The sequence below is a fragment of the Bacillus cereus group sp. MYBK101-2 genome (assembly GCF_051918845.1).
In the GTDB taxonomy this organism is placed as follows: domain Bacteria; phylum Bacillota; class Bacilli; order Bacillales; family Bacillaceae_G; genus Bacillus_A; species Bacillus_A paranthracis.
In genome coordinates this window covers 98284-122066 of record NZ_JBQAIE010000001.1, presented here as the reverse complement: position 1 = coordinate 122066, position 23783 = coordinate 98284, and the positions used below count along the sequence as shown (strand labels likewise).

Here is a 23783-nt window from a genome sequence, read left to right as displayed (position 1 = left end):
TGTTAAATTCAGAATATTTTGATATATTTTAAAGTGTAGGCCAAGGTTTTTCGCATAATACTCTTACATAAAGTGAAACTTTAATCAGTGGGGGGCATCCCCCGCTGATTATCAGCCCTCACCAATCGGGCATTTACGGGCAGTAGATTCCCGCCTAACTTCTTTGCTTCCGCTAAATTTTGAGGTGGGGGTTTTACTGCCCGTTAATGCGGGGTAAATTTTAAAATTACGTTTGGAAGGGGATGTATAAGAGTTGGATAAAAATCTTAAGAAAGACCTCAAAATACGTCACATTACAATGATCTCAATTGGCGGCGTAATAGGAGCTGGTTTGTTTGTTGGAAGTGGGGCAGTTGTGCATTCAGCAGGACCAGGTTCTATCGTTTCATATGCATTAGCAGGACTTCTAGTCGTTTTCGTTATGAGAATGCTTGGGGAAATGGCAGCTATTAACCCGACAAGTGGGTCATTTGCAACATATGCAAGAGAAGCAATTGGTCCGTGGGCCGGTTATACAATTGGGTGGCTATATTGGTTTTTCTGGGTAATTGTTATTGCGATAGAAGCCACAGCAGGTGCTGGTATTATTCAATACTGGATTCCAGAAATCCCGCTTTGGTTATTAAGCCTAATATTAACGATTTTATTAACATTGACGAATGTTTTTTCAGTGAAATCATTTGGAGAGTTTGAATATTGGTTTTCTTTTATTAAAGTAATAAGTATTGTTTTATTCCTTTGTCTTGGGCTAGCTGTTATTTTAGGATTTGTACCAGGCACGGAAGCACCTGGCACTTCCAATTTAGTAGGACAAGGAGGATTTATGCCAAACGGTATAAGTTCGGTGCTACTTGGAATTACTGTCGTAATATTTTCATTTATGGGATCTGAGATTGTTGCAGTAGCTGCTGGAGAGTCTGCTGAACCTGTAAAAGCAGTAAAAACAGCAACAAATAGTGTAATTTGGCGTATTCTCGTATTTTTCATTGGATCTATCGCTGTAGTTGTTACACTTCTTCCGTGGAATTCAGCGAACATACTAAAAAGTCCGTTTGTAGCAGTACTGGAACATATAGGAATACCAGCGGCAGCACAAATTATGAATTTTATCGTTTTAACAGCTGTACTTTCATGTTTAAATTCGGGTTTATATACAAACTCAAGAATGCTTTTTTCGATGGCAGAAAGAGGAGATGCTCCAAAGGCGTTTTTGAAATTGAACAATAGTGGTGTTCCAGTTCGGGCAGTTTTATTCGGAACGTTCTTCGCTTATATTGGAGTTGTTTTTAGTTATATATCTCCAGATAAAGTCTTTTTATTTTTAGTGAATGCATCTGGCGGGATTGCGTTGCTCGTTTATCTCGTTATAGCTGTTTCACATTTAAATATTCGGAAAAAAATGGGGAGAGTAGAACAACAAAATTTGAAAGTGAAAATGTGGTTTTTCCCGTATGTGACGTATGTTACAATTGCAGCTATTATAGCAGTTTTAATTGCGATGCTTTTAATTGAATCTTTACGTTCACAAGCACTTTTGACGATGTTTGTTACGGTTCTTATAATCATTTCTTATTTTATTTTTAATAGAAATAAAAATAGTACAGTGTTGAATTCTAAAAGTAAAAATGAGGAATCTGTTCGATTCTAATTTCTTGTTTTAGAAGAGAGTTACACCCAATCATTGCTATAAAAGAATCATATATAATCATAGAAACAAGTAATTACTATTGTCATAGTGAATATAAACTTTTTTCTTGACTTTTTATACGAAGGCGAGCAAAATGATAAAAAGGGAAGGGGGGATGACGATGGAAGAGTACGTATTAGAGCTATATAACCTGTTATATACGACAGAATGGCAAGATATTGTTTCGTTTCTAGGAATCGTATTTTGTATGAAAATTGTAATTGTATATATGGAAGAGCAAGGTATGTTCTATTCCTTCTCATCCCCGTTCGATGTGCAACGCGAGCCGTTGCTGAACTATGCCAAGGTAAATTACGAACAATTTCCTTTTGTATTTTTCTTTATGATTCGATTTATAACAGCAATTGTAAAGAAAAAGGAAAGTGACGATGAAGAGTGCCACTCAACTTGTAATATAGCTAATGTTTTTTAAGCTAAATACAAGGAGGAGATTTATATGTGGTTTCGATTTCTTATGATTGGTTTCTTTTCATTAACAGCAATTTCTTTAATGGGATATCAAGTGTCTGAAATTTTTCAAGCATGTAGCGATACATTTTTTAACAAAAACTAATCGCATTGCTATTTGAATAATAAAGCGATAAAATCCTTCTTAAGAAGTTTTATTAAGAAGGATTTTTTCTTTGTTTTGTCTTGCTGTGTCAAACTATTGTCACATTTACACTGTGAATAGTATGTTAAAATAGTGAGGTTACGTATACATATTTGAAGGAAGAGGGAGTGACCATTTTGGTGGATCAATCAACAAATCAGAAAAGCTATGCTCCTATTGTGATAACGCTTTCTGTAATTGTAAATGCGATTATTTTATTTTTGTTCTTTGGACCTGTTGGCTATGAAGGAGAAGTACATTTTGATGTAACGATTTTACCAATGTTAAACGCAATTTTTAATAGCTTTACGTTCGTATTCTTATTAGCAGCTCTATACTCTATTATTAAGAAGAATGTGAAAATGCACCGTGGTTTTATCCTAGCAGCATTTACGACGACATTGCTATTTTGTATTTCTTATTTATCGTATCATTACTTAGCGCCGGCAACACATTTTGGTGGAGAAGGATTCATTAAATATGTGTATTTCATCATTTTAATTACACATATTATCCTAGCAGCAATTATTGTACCACTTGCATTGTTTGCACTTGTATTTGGTTTTACAAATCAATTAACACGTCATCGTAAAATTGTACGTTGGACGATGCCGATCTGGTTATATGTAAGTTTATCTGGTGTTATTGTTTACTTAATGATCTCACCTTATTATCAATAAAAAAATCTCAGCCTATAGGCTGAGATTTTTTCGTTAGGCAAATATTTTTGTAAAATGAAAAAAATATGGTATACAAAAGTATAGTTGCTTTTCATATAGAAGGGATGGTAAAGGGATATGCAAAATTTTGTATTTCGTAATCCAACGAAACTTATTTTCGGTAAAGGTCAATTAGAGCAATTGAAAACTGAAATTCCACAGTTCGGTAAAAAAGTTCTTCTCGTATACGGGGGAGGCAGCATTAAAAGAAATGGTATTTATGATAATGTAATTTCTATTTTAAAGGATATAAATGCGGAAGTATTTGAATTGACAGGTGTTGAACCGAATCCACGTGTATCAACTGTAAAGAAAGGAATTCAAATTTGTAAAGAGAATGGTGTTGAATTCATTTTAGCAGTTGGCGGAGGAAGTGTAATTGACTGTACGAAGGCAATTGCAGCTGGTAGCAAATATGATGGAGATGTATGGGATATTGTAACGAAAAAAGCATTTGCTAATGAGGCATTACCATTTGGTACCGTACTTACGCTTGCGGCAACAGGATCTGAAATGAATGCTGGTTCTGTCATTACAAATTGGGAAACGAATGAAAAATATGGCTGGGGTAGCCCAGTTACTTTCCCTCAGTTTTCAATTTTAGATCCGCTCCATACTGCGTCTGTGCCAAGGGATCAAACAATTTACGGTATGGTAGATATTATGTCACATGTATTAGAGCAATATTTCCATCATGGAACAAATACAGAATTACAAGATCGTTATTGTGAATCTGTTTTAAAAACAGTAATTGAGACAGCTCCTAAGCTTTTAAGTGATTTAGAAAATTATGAGCATAGAGAAACGATCTTATATTGCGGTACTATGGCGTTAAACGGGATTTTAGCGATGGGAGTAAAAGGAGACTGGGCAACTCATAATATTGAACATGCAGTTTCTGCGGTTCATGACATACCACACGGGGGTGGCCTTGCGATTCTATTCCCAAACTGGATGAAGCATGTTGTAGATGAAAATGTAAGTCGTTTTAAACAGTTCGCTATTCGTGTATTCGATGTAGAAACAGATGGAAAGACTGATCGAGAAATTGCGTTAGAAGGAATTGAGGCTTTACGTCAATTTTGGACTTCAATTGAGGCACCAGTAAAGTTATCTGATTACGCTATTGGAGAAAATGAAATTGATTTAATGGCGGATAAAGCGATGGCTAATGGCGAATTTGGTAACTTTAAAAAATTAAATAAAGACGATGTTTTAAGCATATATAAAGCTTCCCTATAAGTGAAGCGAGTAAAGAAACCCATTTGATATCACAATCAAATGGGTTTCTTTTTGTTGTTTATAACTGTTTGTGATTGTTTTTGGTTATTTATGAATGTTTATGGTTGATTTTTGTGATTGTTTTCATTATACTGTAATCAAAGAAGAGGTGAATAAAATGTTAACTCCTGAACGTCATCAAATGATATTGCAACTTGTAAAAGAGCAGAAGGTTGTTAAATTACAGCAATTAGTGGAAAGAACAGCGAGCTCTGAATCAACAATTCGTCGTGATTTAGCGCAATTGGAAAAACAACGGTTATTAAAAAGAGTTCACGGTGGTGCGGCTGTTTTAACAGGAAAAGGACAGGAGCCGACGATGGTTGAAAAATCATCCAAAAACATTCAGATAAAACAACAAATTGCGAAGTATGCGGCTAGCGTTGTGGAACAAGGTGATTGCATTTATTTAGATGCAGGAAGTACAACATTTGAAATGATTCCATTTTTAATAAATAAGGATGTTACTGTCGTTACGAATGGACTTATGCATATTGAAGCTTTAGTTGAAAATAATATTCGTGCTTATTTACTAGGCGGAATGATGAAGAGTAGGACGAAAGCTTTAATCGGTGCCATGGCACAGGAAAGTATGCAGAAGTATCGTTTTGATAAATGTTTTTTAGGGGCGAATGGTGCACATGAACAGCTTGGTTTTACAACACCAGATCCGGAAGAGGCGCTTTTAAAGCAAATGGCATTAACATTAGCAAATGAAGGATATTTCTTAATTGATGAAAGTAAGTTTTCGGAAGTTGCGTTTGCGAAAATTGCCAACGTTGAAGAGGCGAATATTATTACAAACCATTTAGAAATTGATTTAGAAAAATATAAAAGACAAACCAATGTAATTGAGGCTGATAAACAATGATCTATACAGTAACTTTAAACCCATCTATTGATTATATAGTACAAGTTAATTCCTTAGAGTTAGGCGCAGTAAATCGAGCAGAAAAAGATATGAAGTTTCCTGGAGGGAAAGGGATTAATGTTTCTCGTGTTCTTCATCGTTTAGGTGTTGAAAATGTAGCGCTAGGATTTACTGGTGGATTTACCGGTCGATTTATTAAAGATGTATTACAGACGGAAGGTGTAATAACAAACTTTATCCAAGTAAATGAAGATACTCGAATTAATGTGAAAATAAAAGGGAAAGAAGAAACAGAATTAAATGGGCAAGGACCTAGTGTGACTAAGGAACAATTTGAACAATTAATGAAACAAATTGAAAGTATGCAAAAGGGAGATTGTGTTGTACTAGCTGGAAGTGTACCAGCGTCTATTCCAACTACTTTTTATGAATCAATCGCAGCGTTCGGAGCTGAAAAAGGCATTCGTGTAGTAGTAGATGCAAGTGGTAGTGCCTTGCAGCATGTAGTTAAAAATAAACCATTTTTAATAAAACCAAATCATCATGAACTTGGTGAGTTATTTGGAGTAGAAATTTCAACAGCAGAAGATATTTTACCGTATGGAAGAAAATTAATTGAACAAGGTGTAGAGCATGTTATCGTATCAATGGCCGGAGATGGGGCTTTATTATTTACGGCAGAAGGTATATATGAAGCAACTATTCCAAAAGGTGTTGTAATTAATTCGGTTGGGGCTGGAGATTCTCTCGTTGCGGGATTTGTAGGAAGATATGAACAGACAAAAGATATTGAAAAGGCATTTCAATATGGCGTTGCAACAGGGAGTGCAACAGCATTTTCAGCCGATTTATGTGAAAAGGAAAAAGTAGAAGAATTATTGTCGCAAGTAATTGTAACTAAGCGATAGGGGGAAGCAACATATGAAAATTACAGAACTATTAAAAAGGGATACAGTTATTATGAATTTGACAGCTTCAAATAAAGAAGCTGTCATAGATGAGTTAGTTGGGAAATTAAACGGGGCAAATCGTTTAAATAGCAAAGCTGAATTTAAAGAAGCTATTTTAAAGCGGGAGTCACAAAGTACAACCGGCATTGGTGAAGGGATTGCTATACCTCATGCGAAAACAAAAGCTGTTAAGCAACCAGCGATTTGTTTTGGTAGAAGTGTAAGCGGTATCAACTATGAATCGCTTGACGGACAACCTGCGCATTTATTTTTTATGATTGCTGCAAGTGAAGGGGCGAATAATACGCATTTAGAAACGTTATCACGCCTATCTACACTATTAATGGATGAAGGGTTTCGTAAGCAATTGTTAGAAGCAAAGGATGAAGAAGAACTTCTTCGTTTATTTGATGAAAAAGAAAATGAAAAAGAAGAAGAAGAGGTTGAAGTTGCAAAACCAGAAGGGAATGAACCGTATGTATTAGCTGTTACAGCTTGCCCGACTGGAATCGCTCACACATATATGGCTGCAGATAGCTTGAAAGCAAAAGCAGCAGAGCTAGGAATTGCAATTAAAGTTGAAACGAATGGATCAACAGGTATAAAAAACGGTTTAACGAAAGAGGATATTGAACGCGCAACAGCTATAATTGTTGCGGCAGATAAACAAGTAGAAATGAATCGTTTTGCTGGTAAACATGTTATTCAAGTGCCAGTCGCTGACGGGATTAGAAAAACTGAAAAACTTCTTAATCGTGCTGTAAAACAGGATGCACCAATCTTTAAAGGTGTAAAAGAGGATGGAAAGGCAGAAAATACGGAGAAAGAAAATGGATTAGGAATTTATAAGCATTTAATGAACGGCGTAAGTAATATGCTTCCATTCGTTGTTGGTGGCGGGATTTTAATTGCGCTAGCGTTTTCGTTTGGTGGTATAAAAGCAGAAGGTCCTTTAGCTGAATTGTTCATGTCTATTGGAGGAGGGGGAACAGGGGCATTTTTATTCCTTGTACCAATTTTAGCAGGATTTATTGCTAGTTCTATTGCTGATCGTCCTGGTTTTATGCCTGGTGTTGTCGGAGGATTTTTAGCGGCACATGCGAATGCTGGATTTTTAGGTGGATTAATTGCTGGTTTCTTAGCCGGATATGTTGTTTTAGGATTGAAAAAATTATTTTCAGGGTTACCAGTACAGTTAGAAGGAATTAAGCCTGTTTTGTTATATCCAGTCTTTGGATTATTGATTACAGGAGTTGTTATGCAAAAAGTAGTAATTCCGCCTGTAGTAGCATTGAATGAAATGTTAACAGGATGGTTAAATGGTTTGAACGGTACAAATGCTATATTACTAGGTCTTATTTTAGGTGCGATGATGGCAATTGATATGGGTGGTCCAATTAATAAAGCAGCATTTACGTTTGGTATTGCTGCGATAGAAGCGAAGAACTTTGGGGTGCATTCAGCGGTTATGGCTGGTGGTATGGTGCCACCGCTTGCAATTGCGTTAGCAACTACCTTCTTTAAATCGAAGTTTACAGAAGCGGAACGTAAGTCTGGTTTAACAAATTATATTATGGGGGCATCGTTTATTACAGAAGGTGCGATTCCATTTGCAGCAGCAGATCCGGTTCGGGTAATTGTCAGTTGTGTTGTCGGTTCAAGTATTGCAGGTGCATTATCAATGTTATTCCAAATTACATTGCCAGCACCGCATGGTGGATTGTTTGTTATCGCTTTAGTAAATAAACCAGTGTTATATATTTTCTCGATATTGATAGGGGCAGTTGTTTCTGCTCTTATGATGGGAATTTGGAAAAAGAAAGTTAAATAATACGTGTAAAGGGAGTAGCTTTTATTAGCTGCTCCTTTTTATTACAAAAAAGGAGGTTGATAATTGGAGAATGATGAATTTTGGTAAAAGATGTAATGAAATGTGATTTTTTTGTAACAAAAAAGTAATACTGTAATTTTTTCTGGAAAAAAATTCTGGTGCTTGTATGTGGAAAATATATGAAAACTATTGGGAATTCTATAGGAAATGTAATTCATTAATATGGAAATTTATGTTACAGCTCATTAATCGTATATTACGAATGGTTTGTAATTGTGTGTTTTCTAAAAATCTTAAAAATCCGTTGCTATAATAAAAATACGAAAACAAAGCAAATGGAGGCTATTCATGAAAAAATTATTAGGTATAGCAACGGCGGCAGTTTTTGGTCTTGGGATTTTTGCAGGTTCTGCGAAAGCGGAAACGATTGTAACAACAGACGTATTAAATGTTAGAGAAAACCCAACTGTAGAGTCTAAGCTTGTAGGTAAAATGTTAAGTGGAAATAAATTAGATGTTGTAAATACAGAAAACGGATGGACAAAAATTAAATTAAATGGTCAAGAAGCGTTTGTAAGTGCTGAATTTACAAAAAGTACATATTATGTAACGGCGGGTGTGTTAAATGTTCGCGCTGGAGCGAATACTGACTCAGAAATTCTTGGAAAACTGAATAAAAATGATGTAATTGAAACGACAAATCAAGTTCAAAATGAATGGTTGCAATTTGACTATAATGGAAAAACAGGATATGTTCATGTGCCATTTTTAACAGGAACGGCACCAGTGATTGAAAAGAAAGAAGTTGCAACGAAAGAAGAAGCGCCGGAAAGAGTAAATATGCCGGTTAAAAGTAATAAAGTAGCTAAGAGTAAAGAATCTGTTAAGAATGTAGAATCAAGTAAACCTGTGGCAAAACAGCAGTCAACTACGAAACAAGTTGCGAAATCTAATGAAACAAGTGCACCGACTAGTGGACGTGAAATAACGGTAGAAGCGACAGCATATACAGCAGATCCGAGTGAGAATGGCTCGTATGGTGGTCGTGTATTAACTGCAATGGGGCATGACTTAACAGCGAATCCAAATATGAAAGTAATTGCTGTTGATCCTAAAGTAATTCCACTTGGATCAAAAGTATGGGTAGAAGGATATGGAGAAGCGATTGCTGGAGATACTGGTGGTGCGATTAAAGGAAATCGTATTGATGTTTTAGTTGGCTCAGATGGTAGTGCGAATAGCTGGGGGCGCAAATCTGTAAAAGTGAAAGTTATAGAGTAGTATATATGTATTAATATAAAAGGCGGTTGCTTGAAAGTATGTAAGCAATCGCCTTTTATGGATTATTGAAAAGGATAAATAGTTTTACCTGTAATAATTTTATATGCGCTGCAAAATTGGTTTTGTATATACTCTGTATCTTTATTTTCTAGATGTAATGTTGTTTCTTGGAGAGCAGAATGAAAAGAACGTAGTAAACAATTTAAGGCGAAGTATAATTCTTCTTGTGAACAATTGTGTTCTTTTGTAGCAGTAGCTAAAATGAGGTCTTTTGTCAAAGATGAAAAATTGATAGTGGATTGTTTCATAGTTAACTCATCCTCTCGAAGGTATTTTTAATCATGTATATGCGGAATTGGACAAACTATGTTCTTTTTTATTTATAATTTCATGTACCGTAATGAAAGAACTTGCAATCATGCCGTTAAAATTGGTAAGATTGGATATAATCAATAGATGGAGTACATTACATAAAGAGAGTTGAATGATATGGGAGAAGTGCAACGTGAAAAAGTTGCTGTCATCATTGGACCAACTGCTGTTGGGAAGACGAAGTTAAGTATTGATCTTGCCAAAGCGTTAAATGGTGAAATTATAAGTGGAGATTCCATGCAGATTTATCGTACGATGGATATTGGAACCGCAAAGGTGACGAAAGAAGAGATGGACGGAATTCCACATTATATGGTTGATATAAAAAATCCGGAAGAATCATTTTCGGTTGCCGAATTTCAAGAACGTGTTCGTAAGCATATTCGCGAGATTACAGAGCGCGGTAAATTGCCGATTATCGTTGGTGGAACTGGTCTGTATATACAATCTGTTTTATTCGATTATCAGTTTACGGATGATGCTAGTGATGCTATATACCGAGAACAAATGGAAAAGTTAGCATTAGAACGTGGTGTGGAATATGTACATAAGAAATTACAGGAAGTAGACCCAGAAAGCGCTGAGCGTATTCATGCAAATAATGTACGCCGTGTCATTAGGGCGTTAGAAATTTTCCACACGACGGGTGAAAAAATGAGTGATCAACTTGAAAAACAAGAAAACGATTTATTATACGATGTTTCCTTAATTGGCTTGACAATGGATCGTGAAATGCTATACGATCGCATTAACTTACGAGTTGATATAATGATGGACCAAGGTTTATTAGAAGAAGTAGAAGGGTTGTATAATCGAGGGATACGAGATTGTCAATCTATTCAAGCGATTGGGTATAAAGAGATATATGATTATTTTGAGGATCGTGTCTCTTTAGAAGAAGCGGTATCACAATTAAAGACGAATTCACGTCGTTATGCAAAACGTCAATTAACGTGGTTCCGTAATAAGATGGATGTCACATGGTTTGATGTTACAGACGGTGAAAAAACGTCAGAAATTTTACGATACATAGAAGGAAAGCTACAACTAAAGTCGAATAATAGTAAGTAGAGAAAAAGAGGAGGATTCGACATGAAGCAATCAATCAATATTCAAGATCAGTTTTTAAATCAACTCCGTAAAGAGAATACGTTTGTTACGCTGTACTTATTAAATGGTTTCCAGCTTCGTGGATTAATTAAAGGATTTGATAATTTTACAGTCCTACTGGAAACAGAAGGTAAGCAACAGCTTATTTATAAACATGCAATTTCTACATTCGTACCACAAAAAAATGTTTCAATTGAATTAGAATAGTAATGAATTATTGTACATAACAAAAAAGAGCGAAATTTCTCGCTCTTTTTTTATTTGCTATAAACAATAAATAGTGAAATTTAAGCGATTCTAAATACAGTTAGACGAATGTTAGTGTTTCCTGTTGCAGGGATCATAATCTCGTTAAGAGTAGATTGGACAGAAATGTTTGCTCCTGCAGCTAATGTTTCGATTGTAGTAAATGAAAGTGAGTCGCCTATTAAATTTGAAGAGAAGTTGTCAGTTGCGACTGCTCCATTTATTGAAATTCCTACTCCGAGTGGCGCACATCCTGGTGCAGTTGTAGAGATGGATACGCTAATTACATAAATACCACCGTTGATAACTGTAACTGTGTCTGTGCCATTAAAGATAATATTATTTACGTTAATTGCAGTACTGAAGATAAAGTTATTAAATTGTAGTACTGTTTGTTGAATGTTGTTTGTTACAACAATTGTTGCTATAGGGAAGCTAGGTCCAGAAGGCCCAGTAGGTCCGGTAACTCCTATACCAGTAGCGCCCGTTGGCCCTTGAACGCCTTGAGGTCCAGTGGCACCAGTAGCACCCGCCGGTCCTTGAACGCCTTGAGGTCCAGTGGCACCAGTAGCACCCGCCGGCCCTTGAATACCTTGAGGTCCGGTAGCACCTGTATTACCTTGAGGTCCAGTAGGTCCAGGAGGCCCACCAGAAGGCCCAGTAGGTCCGGTAACTCCTATACCAGTAGCACCCGTTGGCCCTTGAACACCTTGAGGTCCAGTGGCACCAGTAGCACCCGCCGGCCCTTGAACGCCTTGAGGTCCAGTAGCACCAGTAGCACCTGCTGGTCCTTGGACGCCTTGAGGTCCAGTAGCGCCGGTAGCACCTGCTGGTCCTTGAACGCCTTGAGGTCCAGTAGCGCCGGTAGCACCTGCTGGTCCTTGAACGCCTTGAGGTCCAGTAGCACCAGTAGCGCCTGTGTTACCTTGAGGCCCTTGAGGTCCAGTGGCACCGGTAGCGCCCGCCGGCCCTTGAGCACCTTGAGGTCCAGTAGCGCCGGTAGCACCCGTGTTACCTTGAGCACCCTGAGGTCCAGTGGCGCCGGTAGCACCCGTGTTACCTTGAACGCCTTGAGGTCCAGTAGCGCCGGTAGCACCTGCTGGTCCTTGAATACCTTGAGGTCCAGTAGCGCCTGTGTTACCTTGAACGCCTTGAGGTCCAGTAGCACCAGTAGCACCCGCCGGCCCTTGAACGCCTTGAGGTCCAGTAGCACCAGTAGCACCTGCTGGTCCTTGAACGCCTTGAGGTCCAGTAGCACCAGTAGCGCCTGTGTTACCTTGAGGCCCTTGAGGTCCAGTGGCACCAGTAGCACCTGCTGGTCCTTGGACGCCTTGAGGTCCAGTGGCACCAGTAGCACCCGTGTTACCTTGAACGCCTTGAGGTCCAGTAGCGCCGGTAGCACCCGCCGGCCCTTGAACGCCTTGAGGTCCAGTAGCGCCGGTAGCACCCGCCGGTCCTTGAATACCTTGAGGTCCAGTAGCGCCGGTAGCACCCGCCGGTCCTTGAATACCTTGAGGTCCAGTAGCGCCGGTAGCACCCGCCGGCCCTTGAACGCCTTGAGGTCCAGTAGCACCAGTAGCACCTGCTGGTCCTTGAACGCCTTGAGGTCCAGTAGCGCCGGTAGCACCTGCTGGTCCTTGGACGCCTTGAGGTCCAGTAGCACCAGTAGCGCCTGTGTTACCTTGAGGCCCTTGAGGTCCAGTGGCACCTGTAGCACCCGTGTTACCTTGAACGCCTTGAGGTCCAGTAGCGCCGGTAGCACCCGCCGGTCCTTGAATACCTTGAGGTCCAGTAGCGCCTGTGTTACCTTGAACGCCTTGAGGTCCAGTGGCACCAGTAGCGCCTGTGTTACCTTGAACGCCTTGAGGTCCAGTAGCACCAGTAGCACCTGCTGGTCCTTGAATACCTTGAGGTCCAGTAGCACCAGTAGCACCTGCTGGTCCTTGAACGCCTTGAGGTCCAGTAGCGCCGGTAGCACCTGCTGGTCCCTGGATGCCTTGAGGTCCAGTAGCACCAGTAGCACCTGCTGGTCCTTGGACGCCTTGAGGTCCAGTGGCACCAGTAGCACCCGCCGGTCCTTGAGGTCCAGTAGGTCCAGTAGGTCCAGGAGGCCCACCAGAAGGTCCAGTAGGTCCGGTAACTCCTATGCCGGTAGCGCCCGTGTTACCTTGAGGCCCAGTGGCACCGGTAGCACCTGTGTTACCTTGAACACCTTGAGGTCCAGTGGCACCAGTAGCACCTGTGTTACCTTGAACACCCTGAGGTCCAGTAGCGCCCGTGTTACCTTGAGGCCCAGTGGCACCAGTAGCACCCGTGTTACCTTGAGCACCTTGAGGTCCAGTGGCACCAGTAGCACCTGTGTTACCTTGAGCACCTTGAGGTCCAGTGGCACCAGTAGCACCTGTGTTACCTTGAGCACCTTGAGGTCCAGTAGCACCTGTGTTACCTTGAGCACCTTGAGGTCCAGTGGCACCAGTAGCACCTGTGTTACCTTGAGCACCTTGAGGTCCAGTGGCACCGGTAGCACCTGTGTTACCTTGAGCACCTTGAGGTCCAGTAGCACCGGTAGCCCCTGCTGGCCCAGTAGGTCCAGTAGGTCCAGTAGGCCCTTGAATGAATGAGGCAGAATTAACTAGAGCGGTTTGTAATGCTGCGATTAATTTAAGAAGCTCTTGAAGTGTGCAAGGGTCAATTCGGAATAGTTTTGTAATGGATAGTAAATAATTAATTAGATTTTGAAGCTCGATAAATACAGCGCTTGCTACGAAAGTTGGATTTTTTAATATAGTTATTAAGTTTTTAATAATAGCTAACCCTTGTGCTTTCAGGGAGGAAGTAGCATCTAGTGAACAAATAAATTTACTTAGTAGGTTCAATGTATCAATTAGATCTTCAATATTTTGGGGAGATGGATTTGCGAAAAGTTTTGGGATTATTTTTGTTAAATCGATAATGATTGCGCGGAATGTTCTAAGTTGTGCCTTAGTAACTGGGATTGATGGAGTATTTGGAATTCGTCCAGCGCTACTTGGAAAGCATGGTTTGGAGAATTTGTTCTGACTGTCGTTATAATGAGACATTAAATCTCTCCTTTCTCATGAGGATATGAACGAAACTCATCATAGTAGATGCAAAAATTAGTTAAATGGTCATAGTAAAATCGTTTGTTTGAAGAAAAAATAGAAAAAACGCCTTATGATAAGGCGTTTTTTCTATTTTCTGCATATTGATAATATCGTTTTAGTGAAATCTTTGATTTGAACCCAGCTAGCTTTATAATTTCTGACTCTGGAGTTTCTTTTTTTATTAAGTTTAAAATATAGGTGTTACGAAAGTGTTGTCCTGAGATTCCTTTGCGTAAATTAGCTCTGGATACTTCAAGGCGAATCATTTTTTGGATAGCGATTTCTGTTAATCCCTTCGGTGCATCATTTTCGTATACCCATCTGTATGTTCCACGATTAAAATCGAATGCGACAAATAATGGGTCATTACTATGATATTTTGGACGAACGGGTTCAGGGATGCTTTTGTAATAAGTATATAGTTGTTTTTTGTCTTCGTTAGTTAAAGTAATTGTTCTTTCTACTCCTGCGGTTGCAGGTATAGATAACGTGTTAGTTTCAAAGTGGACGTGATGCATAGTTAATGCTGTAAGTTCCTGTAAGGATAATCCATAGTCAATTAATAAATTTAAAATAGCGATATTACGATCCATCAATAAAGGGCGTACAGGACGTTGTTTTTCTGAAAGTCCTTCTAATGAAGTGACTATATGTTTTAATCTTTTTTCTTCATCAGATGAAATGAAATCTTCATTGCGGAGTGTGCGGTCTGGTTGAATAGAAATTTCCATGTTCTTTAATGGGTTGGGAATATTTAGAAAGTGATGCATTCGATTTAATACAATGAATACACGGTGCATCGTTTTCTCTGAGTAATGTCGATTCTTTTTTAAGTCGGAAAAGTAATCTTCGTAGTCTTTTGTACAAAGTGTAGCCCATATATTACTGGAAGGGAGCTTTTTGTTTTTTTCTAACCAATGTCCGAAATCTTCAATGTCATAAACATAACGTTTAATGGTTGAAGGTTTTCGGCCTTTATTCAATAAAAAAATAGAAAAGGCTTGTATTGTATCATGGAATTCCGTTGTCTCCATAGTCCCACCACCTTCATTATTTCTTTTATTATAGCAAACTTTTCTGAAAATAGTCATTTGCAAAGGAGACAAGAATAATAATATTTGGTGAGTGGATAAAATGAGGTGATTGTATGGAACAATCGATGCGAAAGAAAAATAATAATCAAATTAACATTGTGTTAAATCATCGAAAGAAAATTTCTTTACCGGCTGCAGAAAATAAAACAGTAATTTCAAATGAAACTACTACGAAACATGAGATGCTGCAAAGAATTGAAGAAGAGATGGGAAAACTCGTTGGGATGGATGATATAAAAAAGATAATAAAAGAAATATATGCTTGGATTTATGTGAATAAAAAAAGACAAGAAATAGGATTGAAGTCTGAGAAACAAGTACTTCATATGTTATTTAAAGGGAATCCAGGTACAGGGAAGACAACTGTTGCTAGAATGATAGGGAAATTATTATTTGAGATGAATATTCTATCAAAAGGGCACTTAGTTGAAGCGGAACGTGCGGATCTTGTAGGAGAGTACATCGGTCATACAGCTCAAAAAACAAGAGATTTAATAAAAAAAGCAATGGGAGGAATTTTGTTTATTGATGAGGCGTATTCATTAGCACGAGGGGGAGAAAAAGATTTTGGAAAAGAAGCAATTGATACGCTCGTAAAACATATGGAAGATAAACAACACGGTTTTGTATTGATTTTAGCTGGATATTCAAGAGAGATGAATCACTTTCTTTCATTGAATCCAGGACTGCAATCTCGTTTTCCATTTATAATTGAGTTTGCGGACTACTCAGTAAATCAGTTGTTAGAAATAGGGAAGAGGATGTATGAAGAACGTGAATATCAGTTATCGAAAGAGGCTGAATGGAAATTTAGAGATCATTTACATGCTGTAAAGTACTCATCGCAAATTACATCCTTTAGTAATGGACGATATGTCCGGAATATTGTTGAAAAATCGATTCGTACACAAGCTATGCGGTTGTTACAAGAGGATGCATATGATAAATATGATTTGATTGGAATATCAAGCAGTGATTTGATGCTTGAAGAGGAGACGCACAGTACGTAAGCTGTGCGTCTGTTTTTCTGTATAAGTGCTTCTATTATTTTTTTGCTTTTTCTTGATAAGATTTATGGAATCGTTCCATTTTAGCACTTTTTTCGTGTGCGGAATTAGGGTCGTGTTCAATTTGACCTACTGAGCTTTTTTGAGCCCCTTTATTCACATGGTTTGTCATTTGTATTCACCTCGCTTTGAGGATTAGTATAAACATTCTGTAAAGAAAAACTCATTAGAAAAGAAAAACCCCTTTACGATTTGTAAAGAGGTTGGATTGCTATTTATGCATTGAACGTTCGTTTGTGTCGATGCGTCTATGCGGTAAATGCCATTTGTAATGAATAGAAACCATGCGGAAGCAAACAATTAAAATGAATAAGGTGTATAGAGCCCAATCGCTAACAATAATTTGAGCGCCGATTAAGAAACCTGCCAGAATCGTCCAAAAAGCATATACATCAGCTCGAAGAACGAGAGGTTTTCTACGGGCTAAAAGATCGCGGATAATACCGCCTCCAATGCCAGTTAAAACAGCTGCTACGATTGTAGCGCTAATTGGTAAATTTAATTTTTGAGCGTATAATGCCCCTTGTACGGCAAATGCTGATAAGCCGATAGCATCAGTGATGTTTTCCCACTTTTTCCAGTGTCTAATTAATTTATTTGGAAAAAGAAAAATAATCGTCATTGATAAAAGTGCGATTTGGAATAACATGTCTTGTTGCCAAAACGCGACAATCGGATAACCGATTAATAAATTACGAAGGGCACCTCCCCCAAATGCGGTTGCCATTCCTAAAATATACACCCCGAAAATATCATAATCCTCTTCCATTGCAACAATAGCCCCGCTTAATGCGAAAGCAATTGTGCCTATGATGCTAAAAATCTCCCATGCCATGAATTTTCTCCCCCGCTAACTAGATGAAATGTGCTTCCTCTGCTATTATATTAGAAGGTTTAAATTTCGAAAAGGATGAGTGAACATATTTGATGGAAGAAAAAGAGAAAGTCATATTAGTGGGCTGTCAATTGCCGCAAGATGATGATGAAAAATTTATGCATTCCATGAAAGAACTTGCATCATTAGCGAAAACTGCACGAGCAGAATTGTTAGTGTCTACAACGCAAAAACGACCGAAGTTTCATCCAGCGACTTATATAGGTAAAGGTAAATTAGAAGAGCTTACAATGTTAACTGAAGAATTAGAACCGGATGTTATCGTATTTAATAACGAATTAACACCGAGTCAAATTCGGAATTTATCCTCAGTATTAGATGCGAGGGTAATTGATCGAACGCAACTTATATTAGATATTTTTGCGCAACGTGCGAAGTCGAGAGAAGGGAAGCTTCAGGTAGAATTAGCTCAGTTGCAATATACAATGCCGCGTCTTATGGGGCAAGGATTGTCTTTATCACGTCTTGGTGGTGGTATTGGAACGAGAGGGCCAGGTGAAACGAAACTTGAGACGGATCGTCGTCATATTCGAGCGCGCGTTGATGAAATAAAGAAACAACTTGCAGTTGTTGTGGAACATCGAAAAAGATATCGTGAGAGAAGAAAAGATAATAAAGTATTTCAAGTTTCTTTAATAGGATATACAAATGCGGGGAAATCTACGTTGTTTAATAGATTAACGGAAGCTGATACATTTGAAGAGAACTTGTTGTTTGCAACGCTAGACCCGACAACAAGGAAGATGCCGTTACCTTCTGGTTATACAGTATTACTAACTGATACGGTTGGTTTTATACAAGATTTACCTACATCATTAATTGCTGCATTCCGCTCGACATTAGAAGAAGCTGGTGAAGCGGATATTATTTTACATGTTGTGGATTCTGCCGATCCGAATTATGTAGGGCATGAGAAAACAGTAAAACAATTATTGTCAGAACTCGAAATCAATCATATTCCTATTATTACGTTATATAATAAAAAAGATGAATTACATCAAAACTTTATTCCGTTTCCGAAAAATGACTTCTTAATGACTAGTGCTTTTGAAGAAAATGATCTATTACATATAAAAGAAGCGATAGAAACGAAAATGAAGGAAGAAATGAATTGTTATCAAGTGAAAATTCCTCCGAGTGAAGGTAAGTTATTAACTCTATTAAAGACAGAGACGCTATTAACGAAAATGGAGTTTTTGGAAGAGAAATTTGTATATGATTGCGCGGGGTATATTTTTGCTCATTCATCGCTTAATGTACAATTAAAGAGATTTTTAGTGGAAGAAGGAGAAAATAAAAATGTTTGATCGTTTGAAAAATGGAGAAAAAATTGCTCCAATCGTAAAAGAAGTAGAGAGTCAAATTACAGAAGTACATAAACGTGCGGATGAAGTAATTGAAAGTAATCAGTTTCGTGTGTTAGAAAGTTTTCGTAAACATAAAATTAGTGATTCACATTTTATTCCGACGACAGGTTACGGTTATGATGATATTGGTCGTGATACGTTAGAAAAAGTGTATGCAGATGTATTTGGAGCGGAAGCTGGTCTTGTTCGTCCGCAAATCATTTCAGGTACTCACGCAATTTCAACAGCGCTATTTGGTATTTTACGTCCAGGAGATGAGTTGTTGTACATCACGGGTAAGCCGTATGATACGTTAGAAGAAATTGTTGGTGTACGTGGAAAAGGTGTAGGATCATTCAAAGAATATAATATTGGTTATAATGCAGTTCCGCTTACTGAAGAGGGGCTAGTTGATTTTAGAGCTGTTGCAGCTGCCATTCATAGTAATACGAAGATGATTGGAATTCAACGTTCAAAAGGTTATGCTACTCGTCCGTCGTTTACTATTTCTCAAATTAAAGAGATGATAGCGTTTGTTAAAGAAATTAAACCTGATGTCGTTGTGTTTGTAGATAACTGTTATGGCGAGTTTATTGAAGAGCAAGAGCCATGTCATGTTGGTGCAGATTTAATGGCAGGTTCGCTTATTAAAAACCCGGGTGGGGGAATTGTTAAAACTGGTGGTTACATTGTCGGTAAAGAACAGTATGTTGAAGCGTGTGCATATCGTTTAACATCTCCAGGAATCGGTGCGGAAGCAGGGGCATCTTTATACAGTCTGCAAGAAATGTATCAAGGTTTCTTCTTAGCGCCGCATGTAGCAGGACAAGCGCTAAAAGGTGCGATTTTTACAGCTGCATTTTTAGAAAAGTTAGGAATGAATACATCACCAGCGTGGAATGCACCAAGAACGGATTTAATTCAATCTGTTCAATTTGATGACAAAGATCGCATGATTGCATTCTGCCAAGCAATTCAATATGCATCTCCGATTAACTCTCATTTCACTCCATATGCCAACTATATGCCGGGGTATGAAGATGATGTAATTATGGCTGCGGGAACGTTTATTCAAGGTGCAAGTATTGAATTGTCGGCTGATGGTCCAATTCGTCCGCCTTATGTTGCTTACGTACAAGGTGGGCTAACTTATTCGCATGTGAAGATTGCGATTTGTTCTGCAATTGATGCATTAATTGAAAAAGAATTATTAACAATTTCTTAAAGGGAAGCTGTCAATTTTGACAGCTTTTTTTCGTGTGAAAGTAATGATTTATTTCATTAGAAAAAAGAATGAAAAAATTTATAAAAAATCATGTAAGAAAATCTAACATCTATTGACATCAAACATAACATGGTATAAAATGAGAAGCAGTTAAGGCGAAGGAGGAACTGAAGCAATGAAAGAAGATAGACGTTCTGCCCCGCTGTTTCCTATTGGTATTGTTATGGATTTAACACAATTGTCTGCACGTCAAATTCGCTACTATGAAGAGCATAATCTTGTTTCTCCAACCCGTACAAAGGGGAATCGTAGATTATTCTCATTTAACGATGTAGATAAGTTGTTAGAGATTAAAGATTTATTAGATCAAGGCTTGAATATGGCTGGTATTAAACAAGTGTTACTAATGAAAGAAAATCAAACAGAAGCAGTGAAAGTAAAAGAAGAAACGAAAGAAATTTCAAAAACTGAGCTTCGCAAAATACTTCGAGATGAACTACAACATACAGGTAGATTTAATCGAACTTCATTGCGACAAGGTGATATTTCAAGATTTTTTCACTAAAGAGAACTGATTCTGAAGGTGTTTAGAGGGACTAAGGAGGAATTTATAATGGCTAGGTACACAAAAGAAGATATTTTCCGTTTGGCGAAAGAAGAGAATGTAAAGTATATCCGTTTACAATTTACGGACCTTTTAGGGGTAATTAAAAACGTAGAAATTCCAGTGAGCCAATTAACAAAAGCTCTTGATAACAAAATGATGTTTGATGGATCTTCTATTGAAGGTTTCGTACGTATTGAAGAATCTGATATGTACTTATATCCAGACTTAGATACTTGGGTGATTTTCCCTTGGACAGCTGAAAAAGGTAAAGTAGCTCGATTAATCTGTGATATTTACAATGCAGATGGCACTCCATTTGAAGGGGATCCACGTAACAATTTAAAACGTGTATTAAAAGAAATGGAAGCTTTAGGATTCTCAGATTTCAATCTTGGACCAGAGCCGGAATTCTTCCTATTCAAAGTAGATGAAAAAGGAAATCCAACATTAGAATTAAACGATAACGGTGGATACTTCGACCTTGCGCCGATGGATCTAGGGGAAAACTGTCGTCGTGATATCGTTCTTGAACTTGAAGAAATGGGCTTTGAAATTGAAGCGTCTCACCATGAAGTTGCTCCAGGGCAGCACGAAATTGACTTCAAATATGCAAATGCAATTCGTTCATGTGATGACATTCAAACATTTAAACTTGTTGTAAAAACAATTGCTCGTAAACACGGTTTACACGCAACATTTATGCCAAAACCATTATACGGTGTGAACGGTTCAGGTATGCACTGTAACTTATCATTATTCAAAAATGGTGAGAATGTATTCTTCGATCAAAACGGTGACTTACAATTAAGTGATGATGCTCGTCACTTCATCGCAGGTATTTTAAAACACGCACCAGCATTTACAGCGGTAGCAAACCCAACTGTAAACTCTTACAAGCGTTTAGTACCTGGATACGAAGCTCCTTGTTACGTAGCGTGGTCTGCACAAAACCGTAGCCCATTAGTACGTATCCCTGCATCTCGTGGTATTAGTACGCGCGTAGAAGTACGTAGTGTTGACCCAGCTGCAAACCCATATTTAGTAATGGCAACATTATTAGCTGCAGGTCTTGATGGAATTAAAAACAAATTAACTCCACCAGCTGCAGTAGACCGTAACATCTACGTAATGACAAAAGAAGAGCGCGAAGAAGCAGGTATCGTTGACTTACCAGCAACATTAGCGCAAGCTTTAGTTACATTACAATCTAACGAAGTAATTAGTAAAGCATTAGGAGATCACTTACTTGAGCACTTCATCGAAGCGAAAGAAATTGAGTGGGATATTTTCCGTACGCAAGTTCACCAATGGGAACGCGATCAATATATGTCTCTATACTAAGAGGTGAGGAAGCCCTGATACTACGGTATCAGGGCTTTTTTATTTATTGGCAATATAGGTGATAGTTGAAATGAATTGAATAGATGTCTGAAGAAATTATGACGGTATTTAAATTTCTATTCCATATCTTTAATGTAACGTGGTGAAATTCGAATTGTTTTGTGTTCCAAAGGGGTGGATAAGTAAAAGTAACATGCGTAATATCTATGGGTATAAAAAATTGTATGATATGTTGTGTTCGGTATTGGATATGTTTCATACTAAAGTTCGAGTGTTTAAAAATATAGTACCTTGCAATAAATAATACTAAGTGGTATATTATGGATAAGGAAGGTACTGTTTATTGAACAGTACTGAAATGAGAAAGGGGGATTGTCCTTGAACGTTCAGTTTAAAAAAGGTGTGTTAGAACTGTGTGTACTGGCACTTGTGAAACGTAAGGATTGTTACGGTTATGAACTTGTTCAGCAAATCTCAAATAAATTTTTAATATCGGAAGGGTCAGTATATCCTTTATTACGCCGTTTAACGAAGGAAGGATATTTTCAAACGTATTTAAAAGAATCTACGGAAGGACCACCTCGCAAATATTATCAACTAACTGAGCAAGGGGAAACGCAACTGAATTTGTTAGTAACAGAGTGGCGTGATTTTGCGAAAGGTGTACAAGAAATTATTGAAGGGGTGGAATGGGATGAGTAAAGAACAGTTTCTTAAGGAATTATCAAGTCACCTTAGAAAGTTACCGGACGAAGAGAGAAAAGATATTTTATTTGATTATGAAGAGCATTTTCAGTTTGGGATAGAAGAGGGAAAAACTGAATCGGAAATAATAAAGGGGCTTGGTTCTCCGAAAGTAATTGCAAAAGAATTGCTTGCGATGTATCGTTTCGATGAAATGAAAAAAGATCCATCAACTTCAAATGTGACAAGAGCTGTCATGGCGGCGATTGGACTTAGTTTGTTTAATTTCATTATTGTGTTAGGCCCGTTATTTGCAATTATTGCTTTTATATTTTCTTTTTGGGTCGGTGGGATTGCTAGTATAGTGACACCATTTTTCGTAATTGGAAAAGTATTTATGGGTACCTTTATATGGTTAGATTTATTCGTTGGTATAACTTTTGTTGGAGTAGGTTTGTTGTTATGTATAATCGCTTATTATAGTACGAAGTGGTTTAAAAAGCTTTGCGTACGTTATGTAATATGGAACTTCAAAATGATAAAAGGGGAGTAGATGATGAAAAAAATATTGTTAGCAGCAATCGCTTGTATCATTATTGGAGTAATTGGGATTTCCCAAACATATGAAAAAGCAGTGCAAGCTGCAGAAGAAGGAAACAAAGAAGATAAAATTAAAAATGAAACACTAAAAAATATAGAAGTTAAGTTAGATGTCGGGGATATTGTTGTCCAAAAATCTCCTGACGCTTCTTTTTATGTAAAGCAATCAGGAGATGCGCGTAAACAAGAGATTCGTATTACTGAAGATGGTGACACATTAAAAATCATTGGGGAAAGAGAAAAAGATGCTTCATTTGATTTTTCTTTTTACGATTTTAGGTTTCAAACGTCTACATTGACTCTCCTTGTGCCTGAACGCTCTTACCAAGATGTAAAAGTAAATTCATCTGCTGGACAAATTGAAATAAGTGATGTGAAAAGTGACCGTGTAAGTGCTAGAACACTTACTGGAGAAGTGGATTTGAAACATGTAACGGCTAAGAATGTGGAGGGATCTACAAAAGCTGGTGAAGTAAACTTTAAAAAAGTAATAGGGAAAGTGACTGCAAAAACGACCAGTGGGGAAATAAATATTCTAGATCATGATTCTAAGTACAATCTAGAAGCAAGTTCAACTGCGGGAGATATAAATATTACTTTATCGGAAAAACCGAAAGATGCGGTAATTACTGGGCAAAGTGCTGCCGGGGATGTAACAATTTTTAATGAAGAAAATAAAGGCGTAACGATTGGTAATGGGAGTAAAAAGATTAGCGGTAAAACAGCTGCGGGCGATGTGACGATTGAAACGCGTTCATAAGAAATAGAATGTGTGAAAATCTATCAAAATACAAAAAGAAGATAATTACCGTATATAAATAAGGTAATTATCTTCTTT

At 37.9% G+C, this 23783-nt stretch carries 23 protein-coding genes; 18 read left to right on the top strand and 5 right to left on the bottom strand.

Translation table 11 applies throughout. The features are described 5' to 3' along the window. Nucleotides 1-253 precede the first annotated feature (253 nt). The 8 genes from gabP to entD all read left to right on the top strand — a co-directional run bounded on the left by gabP (nt 254) and on the right by entD (nt 9233). A complete protein-coding gene (gabP, locus tag ACTFSI_RS00595) occupies nt 254-1648 on the top strand; it encodes a GABA permease (protein ID WP_440045197.1) in 1395 nt (464 codons plus the stop codon). A gap of 133 nt (nt 1649-1781) precedes the next feature. After that, a complete protein-coding gene (locus ACTFSI_RS00590; RefSeq protein WP_440045196.1) occupies nt 1782-2120 on the top strand; it encodes a hypothetical protein in 339 nt (112 codons plus the stop codon). Nucleotides 2121-2437: 317 nt separating this feature from the next. Further along, the gene (locus ACTFSI_RS00585) at nt 2438-2980 is read left to right on the top strand and encodes a DUF420 domain-containing protein (RefSeq protein WP_440045195.1); all 543 of its coding nucleotides are present in this window, start codon (nt 2438-2440) and stop codon (nt 2978-2980) included. A 117-nt stretch (nt 2981-3097) separates the two neighbouring features. Continuing rightward, nucleotides 3098-4261, top strand: a complete 1164-nt coding sequence (locus ACTFSI_RS00580) for an iron-containing alcohol dehydrogenase (RefSeq protein ID WP_001179082.1) — start codon at nt 3098-3100, stop codon at nt 4259-4261. A gap of 157 nt (nt 4262-4418) precedes the next feature. Beyond that, entirely contained in the window at nt 4419-5171 is a 753-nt protein-coding gene (locus tag ACTFSI_RS00575; RefSeq protein ID WP_000957267.1) for a DeoR/GlpR family DNA-binding transcription regulator, read from the top strand. Next, nucleotides 5168-6079 carry a 1-phosphofructokinase gene (gene pfkB / locus ACTFSI_RS00570; RefSeq protein WP_070806717.1) on the top strand — a complete coding sequence of 304 codons (912 nt, stop codon included), beginning with the start codon at nt 5168-5170 and terminating at the stop codon, nt 6077-6079. The genes ACTFSI_RS00575 and pfkB overlap by 4 nt, the downstream gene beginning before the upstream one ends. A gap of 13 nt (nt 6080-6092) precedes the next feature. Further along, on the top strand, nt 6093-7952 hold the full coding sequence (locus ACTFSI_RS00565; RefSeq protein ID WP_440045194.1) for a PTS fructose transporter subunit IIABC: 1860 nt from the start codon (nt 6093-6095) through the stop codon (nt 7950-7952). 348 nt (nt 7953-8300) lie between these two features. Further along, nucleotides 8301-9233 (top strand): cell wall-binding protein EntD, encoded by a 933-nt coding sequence (entD, locus tag ACTFSI_RS00560; protein ID WP_440045193.1) that lies wholly within the window; start codon nt 8301-8303, stop codon nt 9231-9233. Between the two features lie 62 nt (nt 9234-9295). Here entD and ACTFSI_RS00555 read toward each other — a convergent pair whose 3' ends face one another. Further along, nucleotides 9296-9541 (bottom strand): hypothetical protein, encoded by a 246-nt coding sequence (locus tag ACTFSI_RS00555; RefSeq protein WP_000814415.1) that lies wholly within the window; start codon nt 9539-9541, stop codon nt 9296-9298. Nucleotides 9542-9722: 181 nt separating this feature from the next. Here ACTFSI_RS00555 and miaA point away from each other — a divergent pair, with 181 nt between their 5' ends. Both miaA and hfq read left to right on the top strand, forming a co-directional pair. Further along, a complete protein-coding gene (gene miaA, locus ACTFSI_RS00550; protein ID WP_440045192.1) occupies nt 9723-10676 on the top strand; it encodes a tRNA (adenosine(37)-N6)-dimethylallyltransferase MiaA in 954 nt (317 codons plus the stop codon). Between the two features lie 21 nt (nt 10677-10697). Then, complete coding sequence (gene hfq / locus ACTFSI_RS00545) at nt 10698-10922, top strand: RNA chaperone Hfq (protein WP_000813896.1); 225 nt, start codon at nt 10698-10700, stop codon at nt 10920-10922. Between the two features lie 80 nt (nt 10923-11002). Here the strand turns inward: hfq and ACTFSI_RS00540 are convergent, their stop codons facing one another. Then, nucleotides 11003-14041: a Gly-Xaa-Xaa repeat protein gene (locus tag ACTFSI_RS00540; RefSeq protein ID WP_440045191.1), complete on the bottom strand. Its 3039-nt coding sequence runs from the start codon at nt 14039-14041 to the stop codon at nt 11003-11005. A 113-nt stretch (nt 14042-14154) separates the two neighbouring features. Further along, nucleotides 14155-15120, bottom strand: a complete 966-nt coding sequence (locus ACTFSI_RS00535; protein ID WP_000450311.1) for a tyrosine-type recombinase/integrase — start codon at nt 15118-15120, stop codon at nt 14155-14157. Between the two features lie 113 nt (nt 15121-15233). Here ACTFSI_RS00535 and spoVK point away from each other — a divergent pair, with 113 nt between their 5' ends. Next, nucleotides 15234-16190 carry a stage V sporulation protein K gene (gene spoVK / locus ACTFSI_RS00530; protein ID WP_000438181.1) on the top strand — a complete coding sequence of 319 codons (957 nt, stop codon included), beginning with the start codon at nt 15234-15236 and terminating at the stop codon, nt 16188-16190. Between the two features lie 34 nt (nt 16191-16224). Here spoVK and ACTFSI_RS00525 read toward each other — a convergent pair whose 3' ends face one another. Both ACTFSI_RS00525 and ACTFSI_RS00520 read right to left on the bottom strand, forming a co-directional pair. Next, nucleotides 16225-16359, bottom strand: coding sequence for a hypothetical protein (locus tag ACTFSI_RS00525; RefSeq protein ID WP_276570327.1), 135 nt, complete (start codon nt 16357-16359; stop codon nt 16225-16227). A 99-nt stretch (nt 16360-16458) separates the two neighbouring features. Continuing rightward, nucleotides 16459-17082 carry a trimeric intracellular cation channel family protein gene (locus tag ACTFSI_RS00520; protein ID WP_000312265.1) on the bottom strand — a complete coding sequence of 208 codons (624 nt, stop codon included), beginning with the start codon at nt 17080-17082 and terminating at the stop codon, nt 16459-16461. A gap of 92 nt (nt 17083-17174) precedes the next feature. On the opposite strand from ACTFSI_RS00520, the gene hflX reads away from it, so the two are divergent. The 7 genes from hflX to ACTFSI_RS00485 all read left to right on the top strand — a co-directional run bounded on the left by hflX (nt 17175) and on the right by ACTFSI_RS00485 (nt 23705). Continuing rightward, nucleotides 17175-18449 carry a GTPase HflX gene (hflX, locus tag ACTFSI_RS00515; protein ID WP_000391391.1) on the top strand — a complete coding sequence of 425 codons (1275 nt, stop codon included), beginning with the start codon at nt 17175-17177 and terminating at the stop codon, nt 18447-18449. After that, entirely contained in the window at nt 18442-19713 is a 1272-nt protein-coding gene (locus ACTFSI_RS00510; RefSeq protein WP_000460298.1) for a methionine gamma-lyase family protein, read from the top strand. The genes hflX and ACTFSI_RS00510 overlap by 8 nt, the downstream gene beginning before the upstream one ends. Before the next feature lie 175 nt (nt 19714-19888). Beyond that, complete coding sequence (gene glnR / locus ACTFSI_RS00505) at nt 19889-20278, top strand: transcriptional repressor GlnR (RefSeq protein ID WP_000656783.1); 390 nt, start codon at nt 19889-19891, stop codon at nt 20276-20278. Between the two features lie 48 nt (nt 20279-20326). Next, nucleotides 20327-21661: a type I glutamate--ammonia ligase gene (gene glnA, locus ACTFSI_RS00500; RefSeq protein WP_000135327.1), complete on the top strand. Its 1335-nt coding sequence runs from the start codon at nt 20327-20329 to the stop codon at nt 21659-21661. A gap of 378 nt (nt 21662-22039) precedes the next feature. Beyond that, complete coding sequence (locus ACTFSI_RS00495; protein WP_001102620.1) at nt 22040-22363, top strand: PadR family transcriptional regulator; 324 nt, start codon at nt 22040-22042, stop codon at nt 22361-22363. After that, complete coding sequence (locus ACTFSI_RS00490; protein WP_044793454.1) at nt 22356-22898, top strand: DUF1700 domain-containing protein; 543 nt, start codon at nt 22356-22358, stop codon at nt 22896-22898. The genes ACTFSI_RS00495 and ACTFSI_RS00490 overlap by 8 nt, the downstream gene beginning before the upstream one ends. Beyond that, nucleotides 22899-23705 carry a DUF4097 family beta strand repeat-containing protein gene (locus ACTFSI_RS00485; RefSeq protein ID WP_277616990.1) on the top strand — a complete coding sequence of 269 codons (807 nt, stop codon included), beginning with the start codon at nt 22899-22901 and terminating at the stop codon, nt 23703-23705. Nucleotides 23706-23783: the final 78 nt, after the last annotated feature.